This is a genomic window from Curtobacterium sp. 179-B 9B NHS (assembly GCF_045370965.1).
Classification (GTDB): domain Bacteria; phylum Actinomycetota; class Actinomycetes; order Actinomycetales; family Microbacteriaceae; genus Curtobacterium.
In genome coordinates this window covers 111,503-128,803 of the sequence record NZ_JBIQDQ010000001.1, presented here as the reverse complement: position 1 = coordinate 128,803, position 17,301 = coordinate 111,503, and the positions used below count along the sequence as shown (strand labels likewise).

Here is a 17,301-nt window from a genome sequence, read left to right as displayed (position 1 = left end):
ATCAGCCCTTGGCCGCGGCCTGGTTGGTGGTCTCGACGATGTCCTTCGCGCTGCCCTTGCCGGCGAGCAGGTCGACGACGCTGGTGTTCAGCGCGTTGCCGACGTTCTGGCCGTACAGGGTGTCGAGGTACTGCGAGACGAACGGGGCCTCCTGGTAGGCGGCGAGGGCCGTCTTCAGGTAGGGCTCGGACACGACGGACTGCGCGTCCTTGTTGACGGGGATCGCGTTGAAGGCCTTGTAGTACGCCTCCTGGTTGTCCTTCTGCACGATGAAGTTGAGGAAGTCCGTGCAGGCCTTCTTCGGGGCCTGTGCCGAGCAGGAGTTGCCGTCGACACCACCCATCATCGACTTCGGGTCACCCTTGCCGCCGTCCACCGCGGGGAACGGGAACCACCCGAGGTCGCCGAGCGGCTTCGCGTCGGGGGTCAGCGAGGCGATCACGCCCGGGTCCCAGGCGCCCATGAGCTCCATCGCGGCCTTGTGGTTCGCCAGGAGTCCGGCCGAGCTGCCGGCGCCCTGCTGCGCGGCGGTGGTGAGGAAGCCCTGGTTGAAGGGCTTCGTCGCGTTGAAGTCCTCGAGCTGCTGGCCGGCCTTGGTCCAGCACGCGTCGTCGAACTCGAGCGTCTTCGCCGCGTCGTTCAGCGTCTTCTCGCTGCACTCGCGGAGCGCGAAGTTGTAGTACCAGTGCGCGGCGGGCCAGGCGTCCTTCGCGCCGACGGCCACCGGGTCGATGTCCTTGGCCTTGAGCTTGGCGATGTCCTCGTTCAGCTCGTCCATCGTGGTCGGGGTGCCGTCGATGCCGGCCTGCTCGAACAGGTCCTTCGAGTACCAGATGCCCTCGGGGAGCACGGCGCCCGGCATGGCGTAGGTCTTCCCGTCCTTCTCGTACCCGGCGAAGGTGCCCTTGCTGATCGACTGCTTCGCGTCGTCGCTGATCGAGTCGGAGATGTCCATGAGCTGACCGGCCGCGATCATCGCGTCCATCTTGCCGCCGCCGCGCTGCAGGAAGACGTCCGGGCCGTCACCGGAGTTGAGCGCGGTCTGGAGCTTGCCGTCCAGGTCCTCGTTCTGGATCGCCTGGGTCTTGATGGTGACGTTCGGGTACTTCTCCTCGAACGCCTTGACGGTGCTGTCCCAGTAGGCCTTGCCCGGACCGGTGGTCGAGTTGTGCCAGAAGGTCATCGTGACCTTGCCGCCGTCCTCCGACGGGTCGCTGCCGCCGGCGGAACAACCCGCCAGCGTGAGAGCGGTGGCCCCGACCAGCGCGATGGCTGCCGCGGCACGGATCTTCCTCGTCATCGTGGAACTCCTCGGTGTCGTCGTTGACGTTCGCGGCAGTCGATGCCGCTGCGGAGAGCGTGCCAGCTGCTCCACGGGCTTGTCAATCGTTATCGATAACGTTTTCTAACCGTGATCTGTTCGCTGGCGGAACGCTGTTGCGGCGGTACGGTGAGCACATGCAGACCGCCGTCGACCACACGCCCGGACCGGGGCGGGTCACGATCGCGGACGTCGCGCGTGCCGCCGGCGTCTCGATCCCGACCGTGTCGAAGGTGGTCAACAACCGCGACGGCGTGGCGCCCGCGACCATGCTCCGCGTCCAGGAGGTGGTCGAGCGCCTGGGCTACGAGACGTCCCTCGTCGCGCGCAGCCTGCGGAGCTCCCGCACCAACGTCATCGGCATCCTGGTCCCCGAGTTCGAGCCGTTCTCGACCGAGCTCCTGCGCGGCGTCTCGGCGGCGACCACGGGGACCGGCTACGAGCTGCTCGCCTACGCCGGACTCGAGGCCGGCACGGGGCAGCCCGGGTGGGAACGCCGCTCGCTCTCACGCCTGTCCGGAACGCTCATCGACGGCGCCATCGTCGTGACCCCCTCCGCCGCCCTGTCGGGAGCGTCCATCCCCGTCGTCGCGATCGACCCGCACACCGGGCCGGAGGGCCACGCGACCGTCGACACCGACAACGTCGCCGGGGCCCGGGACGCCGTGGACCACCTGCTCGAGCTCGGGCACACCCGCATCGCCCACGTGCAGGGGCGCAGCGACCTGGCGTCGTCGCAGCTCCGCGAGACCGGCTACCGGGACGCCCTCGCCGCCGCCGGCATCGCGGTCGACGAGCGACTCGTGCGCGCCGGTGACTACCAGGAGGAGCGCTCGGCAGCCGTCGCGCACGAGCTCCTCACGCTGCCCGACCGGCCGACGGCGGTGTTCGCCGCGAACGACTCGTCGGCCATCGGCGTGCTGCACGCCGCGGCGTCGCTCGGGCTGCGCGTGCCCGAGGACCTGTCGGTCGTCGGGTTCGACGACGTCCCGCAGGCGTCGACCACGACGCCGCCGCTCACCACCGTGGCCCAGCCGCTCGCCGAACTCGGCGCGAGCGCGGTCGCGATGCTCCTCGCCATGCTCCGCGGCGAGCCCACGAGCGACCACGTGCGCCTGCGTTCGACGCTGCGCGTCCGGAGCAGCACGGCGCCGGCGCACGCCTGAGGCGCGCGGCCGCTGCGCGGCGCCTCCCGTCAGTACGGCGAGCGGGCCACATCCGTCACGCTCGGCGCTGCTGGCAACCGATCGCACCCGCCCGATGCACGCTCGCGGCGTGTCGTACCCACTCAGCCGTCGCGACGGGTCGACGGCCGGGTCGACGGCCGGGAGGCGCGCGACGACCCGGCACCGCGCCTCCCGGCGGTGCGGCGAGCGGGCAACATCCGTCACGCTCGGCGTTGCTGACAACCGATCGCACCCGCCCGACGCACGCCCGCGGCGTGTCGTACCCGCTCAGCCGTCACGACGTCCCGACGGATCGACGGACGGGAGGCGCGCGACGACCTGGCACCGCGCCTCCCGTCCGGCGGTGCTCGCCTGCTGCGCGGTGGCGCGAGTCGTCCGCGAGAGCGACAGTGCGCCGCGCTCGGGAGACGGAATCATGTCGTTGCCGCGGCGCGGGCCGCGCCGCTCTCGCCCGCGGCGCCCGCGGCGCCAGCGGCACAACCGACGGCACGTCGCGCCACGGCTTTCCGTGGCGCGACGTGCTCCTGGTCATGCGTGAGCACGTCGCACCCGCCGACAGCGGCGCAGGCCGCGGCGCGGGCCGCGCCCCTCGCGCCCGCGGCGCCAGCGGCACAACCGAAGACACGTCGCGCCACGGCGTTCCGTGGCGCGACGTGCTTGTGGTCGTGCGCGAGCACGTCGCGCCCGCCGCTGCGCGCTGCGCCGACCGGCGCGGCGCAGCGGCTCAGCGCTCAGCGCTCAGCGCCGCAGCGTCTGCTTCGGGTACTCGCCGAAGCGCTCGGCGTAGGACGCCGAGAACCGCCCGAGGTGCGCGAAGCCCCACCGGCGCGCGATGTCCCCGACGGCACCGGCCTGCGGCCCTGCCTCGAGGAGCTCCTCGTGCACGCGGTCGAGCCGCACGTGGCGCAGGTAGGTCAGCGGGGAGACGTCGAAGACCCGCCGGAAGGACTCCTGGACGGACCGCACGCTCAACCCCGCGGCCTCGGACAGGTCGACGATCGACACCGGTTCGGCGGCGTGCGCGTGGATGTACTCCACGGCGGCCCGGAGCCGGGCGTTCCGCGGCTGCTCCAGCACGTCGGGCAGGTCGTCGCTCTGCGGCGGGAACATGTCGAGGAAGACCTCGGCAGCGGTGACCTTGGCGTCCTGCCACGCGTCTGAGTCCGGTCCGCCGACGCGCAGCGCCCGGGACAACGCCGTCAGGGCGCCCTGCCAGCGGTGCTCGATCGACTCGTCGGCACCGCGTCGCGCGTCGAACCGCATCGGCCGGTCCGCGACGTCCGCCCGCGCCGCGGCGACACGTCGGACGAACTCGCGGTCGAAGTGCACCAGTCGCTGGTCGTAGTCGGCGGTGACGAAGCCGAACTCCTCGTCGGCGGGGAACATCACCGGGGTGTCGTGCAGCATGGGCCAACGCTCACCGCGCATCTCGAGCTCACCCGTGCCGGTGCTGATCCACGTGACGACGTAGTCGACCGAGCCGACGGGCATCCAGCCCCGGATCTCGCCGTGCATCTGGGAGCGCCGGATGGTGACCTCGCTGTCCCCGATCGCGGTGTAGCGGTAGTCGAACCGTCCGTGGGACGGCACGGCGCTCCACCGCTCCCCCGCGTAGATGCCGCCGAGGTCGCGGACGGCGGTGTCCGGGCGCGTCCCGGACACCTCGAACCGCACCGGTGCGATGGTCTCCTCGGCGCCGAACGCCTCGATCAACGGGTCAGCCACGGCAGGTCCGTCGGGGTGGCTCTGTCCAGATGGCGCATGCTTCCTCGTTATCCGGATACGGTTCTGGGGTGGGTGCCGCGTAGTGTCGCGCACGACCGATGCGCACGGAGGGGGCGACCACGTGAGTGAGATCGACCTGACGGCGGCGATCACCCGGCTCGAAGCCGCGATGGGTGCCCTCCGCGGCCGACTGCGGGAACGCCTCTCCGTCTCCGGCTCGGACCTCACGGTCCTGCAGTTCGTCGCCCGCGCCGCTGCGGCCGACCGGACGGTCCGGGTGAAGGACCTCGTGTCGCACCTCGGCCTGACGGGCCCGGCGGTCACGGGGACGGTCGACCGGCTCGAACGCGCCGGGCACCTGTGCCGCGTGCCGAACCCGGAGGACGGCCGCAGCCGGTTCATCGAGCTCACGCCGGAGACGCAGCGCGCCTACGCCGCGGCGATGGACAGCACGAACGAGCACCTGCACGAGCTCCTGTCCTCCTTCTCCGAGCGCGAGACCACGCGGTACGTCCGCGTGATCGATCGTGTGATCGAGGCGCTCGAGTACGGCGCTCCGACCCCCTGACGGCAGGCTACGGGCGGCCGAGGACCCTGCTCGAACGTTTGTCCAACAAGCGCAGTTAGGTAACTTCCCGACCTATCTTGCCGGACGCGGAGCCGCTCTGCCCGTACCGTCACCACTGGGTACCCCCACACGGGGGTGGATCAGGGAAACGGGGAGGAACCATGGGTTCGTACCAGTCCGAGCCGGGCATCGACCCGGTGCGCATCGAGACGTTCCGCCGGATGCGCAAGCGGTGGAAGTACGGCGAGCTGCAGGACGTGAACGGCCTGTACGCCGACTTCTTCACCGACACCGCGCGCGACGCACGTCGCTGACGGCACGGCACCGTCCGGGCCGCGACGAGCGCGCACCGGCCGGATGACGGACGGGAGGCCCGTGGCGGTATCGCCACGGGCCTCCCGTCCGTCACGGGGCCGGCGACCGGTCCGCGGTCACCGAGGCTGCGGACGTCACCCCTTGACCGCTCCGCTGGTGAGCCCGGAGACGATCGAGCGGCGGAACACCAGCACGAGGATGACGATCGGGATCGTCGCGGCGACGCTCGCCGCGAAGATCTGCGCGAACGGCACGGTGAACTGGGTCCCGAACAGGGCGATGCCGACCGGGATGGTCCGGAACGAGTTCTCGCTGTTGAACGTGAGCGCCATGAGGAACTCGCTCCACGACGCCGTGAAGGTGAACACCCCGACGGTGAAGAGCCCGGGCTTCGCCATGGGCAGGATCACCGACAGCACGGTGCGCCAGGCGCCGGCGCCGTCGATCTCGGAGGCCTCCTCGATGGTCGAGGGGATCCCCTGCAGGTAGTTGCGCATGATCCAGATGGCGAAGGGCAGGTTGAACGCGACGTACGGCACGACCAGGCCCGGGTACGAGTTGAGCAGCCCGAGGTTCCGCTCGAGCAGGTACAGCGGCGTCAGGACCGCGATCGCCGGGAAGACCGACAGCATGAGCAGCGAGGTCATGATCGCCGTGCGGCCCTTGATCCACCGTCCGGCGAGGGCGTAGCCGGCGAGGAACGACAGCGCGAGCACGATGACCGTCGTCGCCACCGACACCACGATGCTGTTCACCATGTACTGCCCGAGGGCGTTGTCACGGAAGGCCACGACGAAGTTGTCGAACGTCAGCGACTGCGGCACGACGGTCGGCGGCGACTGGGCGATCTCCGACGACGGCTTGAGCGAGGTCGAGACCAGCCAGTAGAGCGGCAGCGCGGTGAGCACGGCGATGACGACACCGCTGACGTTGACGGTGTTGACCCACTTCCGCCAGCCCTTGCGGACACGTTGACGGGGCATCAGGCATCCCCTCCCTTCGCCTGGTTCCGGAACGCCCGCAGGAAGAGCAGGCACCCGACGGCCACGATGACCGCGGTGCTGGTCGCGATCGCTGCGCCCGGTCCGATGTTGATGTCCTGGAAGAGCACCTTGTAGCCCATGATCGCGAGCGACTGGGTCGTGGTGCCCGGTCCGCCGTTCGTCAGCACGAACGGCAGGTCGAAGACGCCGAACGCCTGCAGCACGCGGAACAGGACCGCGATCGTCAGGGTCGGAGCCAACTGCGGGACGACGACTCGCCAGAACGTCTGCCACCCGTTCGCCCCGTCGAGCTCGGCGGCCTCGTAGAGGTCCTCCGAGATCTGGACGAGGCCCGCGAGCAGGATGATCGCCACGAACGGCGTGGTCTTCCAGATGTCCGCGACCATCAGACCCGTGATCGCGGGGACCGGTTCACCGAGGATCACCGGGGCGTCGCCGAACAGCCCGAAGAACCACGTCGCGACGCCGTACGTCGAGTCGTAGATGTACTTCCACAGCTGTGCGTTCACGATCGTCACGAGCGACCACGGCACGAGGAGCAGCGCGAGCATCCAGCCACGGGTGACCCCGAGCCGTTCGAGCACCAGGGCGACGAGCATGCCGAGGACGAGCTCCACGGACACCGTGACGACCGTGTACAGCACCGTGAAGCCGAGCGCCCGGTACCAGTCGGCGCTCTGCAGCAGGGCCGCGTAGTTGCCGAGGCCGAAGCCCTGGATCGTGAAGCCGTCGTAGCCGATCTCGACGTCCGCGAAGCTCAGGACGATCGAGTACACCACCGGGAAGATCGTGACCGCGGCGACGACCAGGAGCGCCGGGGCAGCGAAGCCCCACGCGCCCCGGGCACGGACGCGCTCCATCCGCGACCGAGCGCTCGCCTGGCGGTACCCGTCGGGCCTCCTCCCCGGAGTCCGTCCCCCGGCCGCACCGGCCGGCGTCCGCGTCGCGGTGCCGGCGCTCACAGCGCGTCCCCGGTCAGGGCGAGCGAGATCGCGGAGGCCATCGCGCGGGTGCCGCCGTCGACGGAGGCCTGCCCGCCGAGGATGCTGTTGCCGTTCTGGTACACGCCCTGCGAGACCTTCGGGTAGTACGCCGTCGAGGTCGGACGGGGAACGAGCGTGATGCCCGCCGCGGTGTCGTACGTCGGGCGGTTCTGCCGCTTCGCGTCGTCGCTGACGAGGCTCGCGCTGCGGGCCGGCAGGACGCCGCCCTCGCGGGTGAGGAACTGCTGCGCCGTCTCGCTCGACATCCAGGCCGCGAAGGTGAGCGCCGCCGCGGGCTGCTGGGTGTGCGGGTTGATGTAGTTCCCCCACCCACCGATCGTCGAGTGGTGCTCGTCCGTGCCGTCGAACGTCGGGCGCGCGGCGAGACCGACCTTGCCCGCGACCGCGGAGTCCGGCCCGTTGGCGATGCCCCACGCGTACGACCAGTTGCGCAGGAACGCGGCGCGACCGCCTGCGAAGGCGTCGTTCGTGTCCTGCTCCTGGTACGTCAGGGTCGCGCGCGGTGCGGCGCCGTCGGTGATGAGCGACCGCATGAACTCGAAGGCGCGCTTCGTCTCCGAGCTCGTGGTCGCGGGCTTCGTCAGGTCGTCGTTGAGCAGCGAGCCGCCCGCATCGGCGACGAACTCGGTGACGTTGCAGGTGAGGCCCTCGTACACGTCGCCCTGGAACGCCAGCCCGTAGTCGACGTCGCCCGTGTCGACGAGCTTCGCGGCGGTCTCCTTGACCTCCTCCCACGAGCGCGGGACCTGGAACCCGTGCTTGTCGAGCAGGTCCTGCCGGTACAGGAAGAACGACTCGTCGATGTAGAGCGGGAACATGTAGTAGGTCCCGTCGACGCTGGCGGCCAGCCGGAGTCCCTCGGGGAACTGCTCGAAGAAGTCCTCGCCGACGAGCTGGTTCACCGGGGTCGCGAGCTTGTTCTTCGCGAACTGCCCGGGCCACGCGACGTCGCCCAGGTACACGTCCGGTGTCGGGCTCCCCGCGGCGATCTGCGTCGTCAGGCTGGTGCGGTTCGTGTCGGTGTCGCTCGGGGCGCTGACGATCCGCACGCGGATGTTCGGGTGCTCCTTCTGGAACTCCGCGATCAACCGGCGACGGAGGTCACCGCCGTCCTTCGAGGCCACCTGCCCCGCCCACCAGCTGATCGTGACGTCGCCCTCGGGCGGGTCGGTGGGCCACTGCTCGACGGTGGTGCGCTCCGGCCGGGTGGAGCAGCCGGCGAGCAGCAGCACCCCCGTGCCCCCGAGCAGGAAGAGCCTGCGGTCGATTGCCATCCGTCCTCCTCGACGAAGGGTGCGCGAGCACCCGGCGATCACGTGGCACCACAGAACCAAGCGCGCCTGAGCGACCGCACAGGGAGCCTGAGTAGGCGACGGACGGGAGGCGCGGTGCGGGCCCCGCCACGTGCCTCCCGTCCGAGGCATGGCCGCGCTGGTCAGCGGGTGGGTGCGGGGGCCGTCGACTCGGCGGGGCGGAGCACGCAGGGCAGCAGGAAGTGCGGGAGCTCGACGGACGTGCCGTCGAGGCGGTCGATCAGCGCGTCGGCCGCGCGCACGCCGAGCTCGCGACCGGGCGCGATCATCGTCGACAGGCGGGGGTGGTGCTGGTCCCCCGCTGCGGCCGACGACGCGATGCTGAGCACCGAGACGTCATCAGGCACCCGTCGACCCGCGGCGTAGAGACCGACCAGCAGACCGGCGGACGAGTCGTCCTTCATCACGAGCACCGCGGTGACGTCCGGGTCCACCTCGAGCAGGCGTCGGGCGGCGTCGCGACCGCCCTCGCTCCCGGGGCCGGCGTACACGATCGTTCCCGCACCGCCGCGCTCGGCGACCGAGCGGCGGAAGGTGTCCTCGACCCGCAGGTGCGGTGCGTACCCGGCCATCGGTGTGCCCTCGAGGCTCTCGAGCACGAGCCCGAAGCGCCGGTGGCCGAGACCCTGCAGGTGGTCGAGTCCGTCCTCGATGGTGGTCTCGAAGTCGATGTCCACGTACGGCAGCTCGTCCGCGTCGCGCGTCCGGCCGATCAGGGTGAAGGGCACCCCGAGCTCGGACAGCTTGACCACGCGCGGGTCGTCCATCCGCACCTCCATGAGGACGACGCCGTCGACGAGACCGCCGGAGACGAGGTCGTCGAGGTCGTCGCCGGCCGGGTCGACGGGCCAGAGCACCAGGTGGTACCCGCGCTCGGAGGCCCGCTCCGCGGCGTTCATGAAGAACTCGGACGTGGTCGGGCTGAAGCGGTTGCCCGTGGTCGGGAAGAGCAGGGCGATGATCCGCGTCCGCCGGCTGGCGAGCGCGCGCGCCACGACGTTGCCGCGGAACTTCAGCTCGCGCATCGCCGCGGTGACCTTCGCCGTCGTCGCCGGCGTGACGTACTTCGTGCCGTTCACCACGAACGACACCGTCGCGATGGAGACGCCGGCGCGGTCGGCGACCTGCTGCATCGTGGCCATCGGCCCCTCCTGATCGATCGGCACCGTCGGGTTCCGTGCACGTCCGGCGGCAGGCCGGCGACGGTGCCGTCCTGCTCCGCGTGCACTGCGGTGGTCACGAGCATAGACCCGCACCGGAACCAGAAAAGCGCTTTACAGGTGAAGCGCTTTTCTGTTAGCTTCTCGCCCCAGGACCACCGCGACGACGACGTCAGTGGAGTCGACGCACCGTGTCCTTCCCCGCATCCGCGAAGAGAAGAGCAGTGCAATGAAGCCTGGTTTCCGCTCCACGTCCCGCCGGGGCCGCGCCCTCGTCGGCGCCGCCGCGATCGTCGCGACGGTCCCCCTCGTCCTGGCCGGGTGCTCCGGCTCCGGCAACGCATCGTCGTCCGGCGGCGGCGGCAAGACCCTCACGATCGAGGACTACTACGACGCCAACTACGACCCCGTGTACCAGCAGTGCGCGAAGGACGTCGGCGTCGAGGTGAAGATCAACCACGTCGCCGGCGCCGGCCTCATCTCGAAGGTCCTGCAGCAGGCGTCGTCGCGCACCCTGCCCGACGTGCTCATGCTCGACAACCCCGACGTGCAGCAGATCGCCTCGTCCGGGGCGCTGTCCGACCTCGCCGACTACGGCCTCGACGCGGACGACGACGTCCCCGGCGTGAAGGGCGCGAACACGTTCGAGGGCAAGCTCTACGGGCTGCAGCCGAACACGAACTCCATCGCGCTGTACTACAACAAGAAGCTGCTCGACGAGGCAGGCGTCCAGCCGCCCAAGACGTGGGACGAGCTCAAGGAAGCCGCGAAGAAGCTCACGAACGGGTCGACGTACGGCTTCGCGATGAGCAACATCAACACCTACGAGGGCACCTGGCAGTTCCTGCCGTTCTTCTGGTCGAACGGCGGCGACGAGAAGGACATCGCGACGCCCGAGGCCGCCCAGGCGCTGCAGCTCGTGCAGGACCTGCAGGACGACGGCTCGATGTCGAAGAGCTCGATCAACTGGGCGCAGGCCGACGTCAACAACCAGTTCATCGCCGGCAAGGCCGCGATGATGATCAACGGTCCGTGGCAGCTGCCGGCGCTCAAGAAGGCGAAGGACCTCGAGTTCGACAGCGTCCCGATCCCGACGCGCACCGGGTCCGAAACCGTCGCCCCGCTCGGCGGCGAGGCCTTCACCGTCCCGCAGACCGGGAACAAGGACACGATGCAGCTCGCCGGCAAGTTCGTCGGGTGCCTGAACAGCGACAAGATGCAGGCCGTCCTGGCCGGGGTCAGCGGCAACGTGCCCACCAACATCGAGGTCGGCAAGAAGTGGGCGGAGGACCACGCCGACGTGGCCTCGTTCGTCACCACCGTGCAGACCGCCCGGGCCCGGACGGCCGAGCTCGGACCGGACTGGCCCAAGGCCGCCACGAGGATCTACACCGCCGTGCAGCTCGCACTGACCGGCAAGGCCGACCCCGAGCAGGCGCTCGAGCAGGCGCAGTCGCAGAACCAGTAGCGGAGCCGGGGAGCCGGTCGCGAGACCGGCTCCCCGTTCCCTGACGGAAGGACCTGACATGAGCGCCTCCACGCAGATCCGGCCCCGGGCGACGACGCCCGCGGCCCCCGCCCGCCCCGGACAGCGCCGCGCGCGCATCCGGTCGTCCATCACCCGCTGGCTGTTCGTCGTGCCGGCCGCGGTGTTCGTGGCCCTGTTCTTCGGCTACCCCGTGGTCAAGAACATCCTGATGTCGTTCCAGGACTACACGACGAAGACCTTCTTCACCGGCGAGGCCCCCTGGGTCGGCCTCGGCAACTACATCGCGGTCTTCTCGAGCAGCGTCTTCACGACCAGCGTCGTCAACACCGCCCTGTTCACCGCGGGCTCGATCGTCCTGCAGTTCGTCCTCGGCCTCGGCCTCGCGCTGTTCTTCCGGCGGCACTTCCCGCTGTCGGGCTTCCTGCGCGGCCTGCTGCTCCTGCCGTGGCTGCTCCCCCTCATCGCCTCGAGCGCGGTGTGGAAGTGGCTGCTCGACCAGGACAGCGGTGCGCTGAACCAGCTGCTCGGCGTCGTCGGCATCGGCCCCGTGCCGTGGCTGGTCAGCCCGAGCCTGGCCCTCATCGCCGTCATCGGCGTGAACGTCTGGCTCGGCATCCCCTTCAACACGACGATCCTGTACAGCGGGCTGCAGTCCGTCCCGCCGGAGCTCTACGAAGCGGGCGCCCTCGACGGTGCCACCGGCGTCAAGGCGTTCTGGTACATCACCTGGCCGAGCATCCGGAGCGTCGTGAGCGTGGTCATCGTGCTCGGGGTCGTCTACACGCTGAAGGTCGTCGACATCATCCTCGGCCTGACCGGCGGCGGTCCCGCGAACTCGACGCAGACGCTCGCCACGAACGCCTACCACCAGTCGTTCATCAACTTCCAGTTCGGCATCGGAGCCGCGGTGAGCAACGTGCTCATCGTCGTCTCGTTCGTCTTCGCGATGGTCTACATCGCGATCTCCCGGAAGGCGGTCGACGAATGAGCGTCGGACTCGCGAACCAGACCGTCACCGTCACCCGCGCGATCACGACGAAGCGGAGCGCACGAGCGCCCCGCCCGCGCCGCACCGCGAAGGGGTTGCCGTTCACCATCCTCGGGATCGTGTTCCTCGCGATCATGGTCTTCCCCGTGTACTGGATGGTGAACACGAGCCTCCAGGCGACCTCGGGAGCCGCCACCGCGACCTGGTTCCCGTGGAACCCGACGTTCGCCGGCTACCGGGCGGCCTTCGCCCAGCAGGGGCAGAACTTCGTGTCGAGCATGATCATCGGCCTCGGCACCGTCGTGCTCACGCTGGCGATCGCGACCCCGGCGGCGTACGGCCTCGCCCGGTTCCGGATGCGCGGCACGAAGGTGTTCCTGCTCGTGCTGCTCATCACCCAGATGATCCCCGGCATCGTGATCGCCAACGCGCTGTACACGCTCTTCAACAACGTCGGGCTGCTCAACAGCTACGTCGGGCTGATCCTGGCCGACAGCGCCGTGCAGGTGCCCTTCGCGATCCTGCTCATGCGGGCGTTCATGGAGTCGATCCCGCCGAGCCTGGTCGAGGCCGCGCTCGTCGACGGCGCGAACGACCTGCGTGCCTTCGTGTCGATCGTGCTGCCGATCAGCCGCAACGCCATCGTCACCGCGGCACTCTTCACGTTCCTCGGCGCGTGGGGCGACTTCCTCATCGCGCTCACGCTCACCTCGACCGACGCGGTCCGACCGATCACGCTCGGCATCTACAACTACATCGGCTCGAACGTCACCGACTGGGGACCCGTCATGGCGACGTCGGTCCTCGCGTCCCTGCCGGCGGCCGTGCTCCTCATCGTCGCCCAGCGCTACATCTCCGCCGGTGCACTCGGCGGGGCGGTCAAGTGACGACCGCCCCCGACGTGCTCCACGCCACCCCTCCAGGAAGGCCCACACCATGACCACCACCCCGCTGCGCATCACCGTCTGGGGCGAGAACGTCCACGAGCAGGTCGAGCAGCACGTCGCCGAGCGCTACCCCGACGGCATGCACGGCGCGATCGCCGACGGCATCCGCGAGAACCTGCCGGACGCCGTCGTCCGCACCGCCACCATGCAGGAGCCCGAGCACGGGCTGACCGATGCCGTGCTCGCCGAGACCGACGTCCTGACCTGGTGGGGGCACGCCGCCCACGCCGACGTCGACGACGCCGTGGTCGACCGCGTCCACAAGCACGTGCTGTCCGGCATGGGGCTCGTGGTCCTGCACTCCGGCCACTGGTCGAAGATCTTCGGCAAGCTCATGGGCACCACCTGCACCCTGCGCTGGCGGAGCGAGCACGACCAGGAGCTCGTCTGGACCGTGAACCCGCAGCACCCGATCACCCGCGGTGTCCCGAACCCGATCGTCATCCCCGAGCAGGAGATGTACGGCGAGTACTTCGACGTGCCCACGCCCGACGAGCTGGTCTTCATCTCCGGGTTCACCGGCGGCGAGGTCTTCCGGAGCGGCATGACCTACCGCCGCGGCCTGGGGAGGATCTTCTACTTCTCCCCCGGTGACCAGGACTTCCCCGTGTACCACCACCCGGACGTCCGACGGGTGATCGCGAACGCGGCCGAGTGGGCGCGACCGGAGCGCGAGCGCGAGCTGCCGACCCTGCGCCGCTACGACCTCGGCGAGTACTTCGACGGGCAGCACTACCGCGGCCCGTTCGACGACGCACCCGAGGACGAGCTCGCCGAGCCCGCTGAGCCCGCCCAGTCCGCCGAGCCCGCCGAGGCCCGCGCATGACCGAGCACGCCCCGCTGCGGGTCGTGCAGGTCGGCGCCGGCGGCATGGGCCGCGCGTGGCTCGGGACGGTCGCCGCCGACCCGGACGTCGAGCTCGTCGGAGTCGTCGACCTCGACCTCGACGCCGCCCGCGCCGGGGCCGAGCTCGCCGGGTCCCCGACGATCCCGGTCGGTCGTGACCTGCCCGCGCTCCTGGCGGAGACCGGTGCCGAGGCCGTCCTCGACATCACGGTGCCCGTCGCCCACCACCCGGTGACGATGGACGCCCTGCACGCGGGACTCCCCGTGCTCGGCGAGAAGCCCGCGGCGCAGACCGTCGCCGAGGCGCTCTCCCTCGCGGCCGCAGCCGAGGCCACCGGGCAGCTGTTCATGGTGTCGCAGTCGCGCCGCTACAACGACCAGCTCGTGGCCTTCCGGCAGCACGTCCGCGCGCTCGGCGGGGTCGGCAGCCTGAACACGCGGTTCGCGAAGGCCCCGCACTTCGGCGGCTTCCGCGAGGAGATGGACGACGTCCTGCTCCTCGACATGGCGATCCACGCGTTCGACTCCGCCCGCTACGTGCTCGAGCGCGACCCGGTGTCGGTGTACTGCGAGTCGTGGAACCCGTCGTGGTCCTGGTACCGCGGTGACGCGGACGCCGCCGCGGTGTTCACCTTCGAGGACGACGTCCGGTACGTCTACGACGGCTCGTGGTGCGCGCCCGGCGACGAGACGTCGTGGAACGGTGACTGGCGCGCGTCGGGAGCGTCGGGGTCGGCATCGTGGGACGGCGACCACGACCCGTCGAGCGTGATCGACGACGCACCCGGCACGCCGGCAGGTGCGCCGGGGGTCGGTAGGGAGATCGCCGGGGCGCTCGCGTCCTTCGTGCGGGCCGTCCGGACCGGGGTCACCCCCGACGGCGAGGTGCACGGCAACGTCATGAGCCTGGTGATGGTGGACGCGGCGATCGCCTCCGCCCGTTCGGGACAGCGCGTGGTGGTCGACGACGTGCTCGAGCAGGCCCACGCGACGGCGCTCGAGGTCGAGCGGGACGACGCGGTCCGGGAGCGGCTCGCCGCGTGGGGGTCGGTGCGGCAGGCGCTCGCCTCCGCGCCGGACCGGACGCCCGCGGGCTGACGCATGCACGCACGGACGGGAGGCGCGGTGCCGGCCGGCACCGCGCCTCCTGTCCGTCCCGGTTCGCGCCGCCCTGCCGGACGGATCCGCGCGTCGCGGGCGGATCCGCGCGTACCAGGTCGTTCCTCCTGACCAGGTACGCGCGGTTCCGCTTCCCACTCCAGGCGTGATGGGGAGGAACGGGCACGCGACACACTTTCGGCTCGTCCGGCATCCGTGATCAGGACGCGAGTGTGGCTCAGGGCGATTACGGTTGCTCCGTGCGTGGACACCGGGCGTCGACCAGCGGGCAGCCGACCCCGGTCGTGCTCGTCACCGCCGACCCGCGTCGTCGTGCGGCACGGACCCCCTGGCGGCGGGTCCTCGTCGGGGTCGTCGTCGCCGCGCTGCTCGGGGGCGCCGTCGTCGCGACCGCGGGCACCCTCGTGTCGCAGCGCGTCGCCGAGTCCTTCGCCGTGCGGGACGCCACCGCCGACACGGCTGCGCTCGCCCGGGTGGTGGTGGAGCCCGCCCTCGTGGACGACGTCACCAGCGGCGACCCGGACGCCCGAGCCGTCGCCCGCGCACGACTCGACGACGCCCTGGCCGGCGAGTCCCGCGCCGGCTCGACCGTGCGCCTGAAGCTCTGGGGCGCGGACGGCACCGTGCTCTGGTCCGACGAACCCCGGCTGGTCGGTGAGCGCTTCCCGCTCTCCGACGAGGACCTCGCGGCGCTCCGGACCGACCGGTCCGACGCCGAGGTGTCCGACCTGGACGAGCCCGAGAACCGGTACGAACGCGGGCACGGACCGCTGCTCGAGGCGTACCAGGCGGTGCACACGCCCTCGGGCGACGCCCTGCTGTTCGAGGCGTACCGGCCGTACGACCAGGTCATCGCCCGCGCCGCCGACCTGCGGGCCGCGTTCGCCGCGCTGGCGTTCGGCACCGTCGGGGTCGTGCTCGTGCTGCTCGTGCCGCTGCTGCTCTGGCTGCTCGTGCGGATCCGCACGGGCCAGCGGCTCCGCGAGCGGTTGCTCGGGCGCGCGCTCGACGCCGAGGCGGCCGAGCGCCGACGCCTCGCGGGCGAACTGCACGACGGTCCCGTGCAGGACGTCGCCGGGCTCGCACTCTCCCTCGGTGCGGTGCCCGAGACCCGTGCCGCCGCCGAGACGCTCCGGCAGGCGGTGTCCGCCCTCCGGACCTCGATGGCGACGATCCGCCCGGCCGCTCCCGGTCGCGACGGCCTGGGTGCCGCGCTCGACGACGCGTGCGCCCGTGCCCGGGCCGCGGGGGTGGTGACGGACGTCGACGTGCCGGAGCCGCTCGAGGCCTCCACGGCCGCGCGGACCGCGGTCGTGCGCTTCGTGCGTGAGGCGGTCTGGAACGCCGTGAAGCACGCCGACGCGACCCGCATCCGGGTGTCGGTGCGGGCCGACCGCGGGGACCTGGTGGTGCGCGTGTCCGACGACGGGGTGGGGTTCGACCCGCGGCTCCTCGACGGGCCGGCTCCCGCCGGGCACCTCGGCACGACGCTCCTGCGCGAGGTCGCCGAGGACACCGGCGGCGCGCTGCTGCTGCGGACCGCACCTGGGGCGGGGACCGCCTGGGAGCTGACGCTGCCCGCCAGGACGGAGTCGCTGCGGTGAGGGTCCTGCTCGTCGACGACCACGCCCTGGTCCGACAGGGCCTCCGCGCCGTGCTCGCGACCACGACCGACTGCGACGTGGTCGGCGAGGCAGGCACGGGTGAGGAGGCCACCGAGCGTGCCGCGTCCCTGCACCCGGACGTCGTCGTGATGGACCTCTCCATGCCGGGCGCGGGCGGGGTCGAGGCGACGCGGGTGATCCGCACCTCGATGCCGGCGGTCCGGGTGCTCATCCTCACCACCTTCTCCGACGACGACCGCGTGCGCGCTGCCCTGGCCGCCGGGGCGACCGGGTACCTGCTCAAGGACGCGGCTCCGGAGGAGGTCGTCGCCGCGGTCCGCTCGACGGCGCGCGACGAGGCACCCGTCGACCCACGCGTCGCCCGTGCCCTGCTGCCGGGTGCGCCGGCTCCGGGGCGGGACCGCGGACCGGCCCTGCCGCCCCGCGAGCGCGACGTGCTCGACCGCATCGCACGTGGCCTGTCGAACCGCCAGATCGCGACCGAGCTCGGGATCGCCGAACGGACCGTGAAGGTGCACGTCGGATCGCTGTTCCGCCGCATCGGCGTCGCCGACCGGACGAGTGCGGCGCTCTGGGCCCGCGACCACGGCTGGTGACGACCCGGCCGTGCACACGCCGGCGGAGCGGGTACTAGTACCAAGGTCCGATGGTGCCGCCTCCGCGTCCCGGCGACGATCGTCACGAGGGACG

General features: G+C 71.2%; 16 protein-coding genes. 10 read left to right on the top strand and 6 right to left on the bottom strand.

Annotation, left to right across the window (positions count from 1 at the left end):
* Position 1: 1 nt before the first annotated feature.
* A complete protein-coding gene (locus tag ACH0A8_RS00610) occupies positions 2-1,300 on the bottom strand; it encodes an ABC transporter substrate-binding protein (protein WP_066652430.1) in 1,299 nt (432 codons plus the stop codon).
* A gap of 158 nt (positions 1,301-1,458) precedes the next feature.
* On the opposite strand from ACH0A8_RS00610, the gene ACH0A8_RS00605 reads away from it, so the two are divergent.
* Positions 1,459-2,487: a LacI family DNA-binding transcriptional regulator gene (locus ACH0A8_RS00605; RefSeq protein WP_066652428.1), complete on the top strand. Its 1,029-nt coding sequence runs from the start codon at positions 1,459-1,461 to the stop codon at positions 2,485-2,487.
* Between the two features lie 759 nt (positions 2,488-3,246).
* On the opposite strand, the gene ACH0A8_RS00600 is transcribed toward ACH0A8_RS00605, so the two are convergent.
* Positions 3,247-4,233 (bottom strand): helix-turn-helix domain-containing protein, encoded by a 987-nt coding sequence (locus tag ACH0A8_RS00600; protein WP_406906098.1) that lies wholly within the window; start codon positions 4,231-4,233, stop codon positions 3,247-3,249.
* Positions 4,234-4,354: 121 nt separating this feature from the next.
* Here ACH0A8_RS00600 and ACH0A8_RS00595 point away from each other — a divergent pair, with 121 nt between their 5' ends.
* Both ACH0A8_RS00595 and ACH0A8_RS00590 read left to right on the top strand, forming a co-directional pair.
* The gene (locus tag ACH0A8_RS00595) at positions 4,355-4,801 is read left to right on the top strand and encodes a MarR family winged helix-turn-helix transcriptional regulator (protein WP_209683845.1); all 447 of its coding nucleotides are present in this window, start codon (positions 4,355-4,357) and stop codon (positions 4,799-4,801) included.
* Between the two features lie 161 nt (positions 4,802-4,962).
* Positions 4,963-5,115, top strand: coding sequence for a hypothetical protein (locus ACH0A8_RS00590; protein ID WP_209683848.1), 153 nt, complete (start codon positions 4,963-4,965; stop codon positions 5,113-5,115).
* 135 nt (positions 5,116-5,250) lie between these two features.
* Here ACH0A8_RS00590 and ACH0A8_RS00585 read toward each other — a convergent pair whose 3' ends face one another.
* The 4 genes from ACH0A8_RS00585 to ACH0A8_RS00570 form a co-directional block, all read right to left on the bottom strand.
* A complete protein-coding gene (locus ACH0A8_RS00585) occupies positions 5,251-6,099 on the bottom strand; it encodes a carbohydrate ABC transporter permease (RefSeq protein ID WP_081984659.1) in 849 nt (282 codons plus the stop codon).
* Positions 6,099-6,980: a carbohydrate ABC transporter permease gene (locus ACH0A8_RS00580; RefSeq protein ID WP_066652417.1), complete on the bottom strand. Its 882-nt coding sequence runs from the start codon at positions 6,978-6,980 to the stop codon at positions 6,099-6,101. The genes ACH0A8_RS00585 and ACH0A8_RS00580 overlap by 1 nt, the downstream gene beginning before the upstream one ends.
* Before the next feature lie 98 nt (positions 6,981-7,078).
* A complete protein-coding gene (locus ACH0A8_RS00575; protein ID WP_066652411.1) occupies positions 7,079-8,398 on the bottom strand; it encodes an ABC transporter substrate-binding protein in 1,320 nt (439 codons plus the stop codon).
* Between the two features lie 161 nt (positions 8,399-8,559).
* The gene (locus tag ACH0A8_RS00570; protein WP_251160549.1) at positions 8,560-9,579 is read right to left on the bottom strand and encodes a LacI family DNA-binding transcriptional regulator; all 1,020 of its coding nucleotides are present in this window, start codon (positions 9,577-9,579) and stop codon (positions 8,560-8,562) included.
* A gap of 247 nt (positions 9,580-9,826) precedes the next feature.
* On the opposite strand from ACH0A8_RS00570, the gene ACH0A8_RS00565 reads away from it, so the two are divergent.
* The 7 genes from ACH0A8_RS00565 (at position 9,827) to ACH0A8_RS00535 (ending at position 17,207) form a co-directional block, all read left to right on the top strand.
* Positions 9,827-11,065, top strand: a complete 1,239-nt coding sequence (locus tag ACH0A8_RS00565) for a sugar ABC transporter substrate-binding protein (RefSeq protein WP_066652409.1) — start codon at positions 9,827-9,829, stop codon at positions 11,063-11,065.
* A 58-nt stretch (positions 11,066-11,123) separates the two neighbouring features.
* On the top strand, positions 11,124-12,074 hold the full coding sequence (locus ACH0A8_RS00560) for a carbohydrate ABC transporter permease (protein WP_066652406.1): 951 nt from the start codon (positions 11,124-11,126) through the stop codon (positions 12,072-12,074).
* The gene (locus tag ACH0A8_RS00555) at positions 12,071-12,961 is read left to right on the top strand and encodes a carbohydrate ABC transporter permease (protein WP_209683854.1); all 891 of its coding nucleotides are present in this window, start codon (positions 12,071-12,073) and stop codon (positions 12,959-12,961) included. Before ACH0A8_RS00560 ends, ACH0A8_RS00555 begins: the two co-directional genes overlap by 4 nt.
* A gap of 49 nt (positions 12,962-13,010) precedes the next feature.
* On the top strand, positions 13,011-13,847 hold the full coding sequence (locus tag ACH0A8_RS00550; protein ID WP_406906094.1) for a ThuA domain-containing protein: 837 nt from the start codon (positions 13,011-13,013) through the stop codon (positions 13,845-13,847).
* Positions 13,844-14,965, top strand: coding sequence for a Gfo/Idh/MocA family protein (locus tag ACH0A8_RS00545; protein WP_251160550.1), 1,122 nt, complete (start codon positions 13,844-13,846; stop codon positions 14,963-14,965). The genes ACH0A8_RS00550 and ACH0A8_RS00545 overlap by 4 nt, the downstream gene beginning before the upstream one ends.
* A 260-nt stretch (positions 14,966-15,225) precedes the next feature.
* Positions 15,226-16,590: a sensor histidine kinase gene (locus ACH0A8_RS00540; protein WP_406906092.1), complete on the top strand. Its 1,365-nt coding sequence runs from the start codon at positions 15,226-15,228 to the stop codon at positions 16,588-16,590.
* Positions 16,587-17,207 (top strand): response regulator, encoded by a 621-nt coding sequence (locus ACH0A8_RS00535; protein ID WP_406906090.1) that lies wholly within the window; start codon positions 16,587-16,589, stop codon positions 17,205-17,207. The genes ACH0A8_RS00540 and ACH0A8_RS00535 overlap by 4 nt, the downstream gene beginning before the upstream one ends.
* Positions 17,208-17,301 lie beyond the last annotated feature (94 nt).

Coding starts and splice junctions, on each gene's coding strand:
- ACH0A8_RS00570 (WP_251160549.1), bottom strand. CDS start 9,579: ATGGCCACGATGCAGCAGGTCGCCGACCGCGCCGGCGTCTCCATCGCG.
- ACH0A8_RS00605 (WP_066652428.1), top strand. CDS start 1,459: ATGCAGACCGCCGTCGACCACACGCCCGGACCGGGGCGGGTCACGATC.
- ACH0A8_RS00575 (WP_066652411.1), bottom strand. CDS start 8,398: ATGGCAATCGACCGCAGGCTCTTCCTGCTCGGGGGCACGGGGGTGCTG.
- ACH0A8_RS00580 (WP_066652417.1), bottom strand. CDS start 6,980: ATGGAGCGCGTCCGTGCCCGGGGCGCGTGGGGCTTCGCTGCCCCGGCG.
- ACH0A8_RS00560 (WP_066652406.1), top strand. CDS start 11,124: ATGAGCGCCTCCACGCAGATCCGGCCCCGGGCGACGACGCCCGCGGCC.
- ACH0A8_RS00590 (WP_209683848.1), top strand. CDS start 4,963: ATGGGTTCGTACCAGTCCGAGCCGGGCATCGACCCGGTGCGCATCGAG.
- ACH0A8_RS00610 (WP_066652430.1), bottom strand. CDS start 1,300: ATGACGAGGAAGATCCGTGCCGCGGCAGCCATCGCGCTGGTCGGGGCC.
- ACH0A8_RS00545 (WP_251160550.1), top strand. CDS start 13,844: ATGACCGAGCACGCCCCGCTGCGGGTCGTGCAGGTCGGCGCCGGCGGC.
- ACH0A8_RS00585 (WP_081984659.1), bottom strand. CDS start 6,099: ATGCCCCGTCAACGTGTCCGCAAGGGCTGGCGGAAGTGGGTCAACACC.
- ACH0A8_RS00555 (WP_209683854.1), top strand. CDS start 12,071: ATGAGCGTCGGACTCGCGAACCAGACCGTCACCGTCACCCGCGCGATC.
- ACH0A8_RS00550 (WP_406906094.1), top strand. CDS start 13,011: ATGACCACCACCCCGCTGCGCATCACCGTCTGGGGCGAGAACGTCCAC.
- ACH0A8_RS00565 (WP_066652409.1), top strand. CDS start 9,827: ATGAAGCCTGGTTTCCGCTCCACGTCCCGCCGGGGCCGCGCCCTCGTC.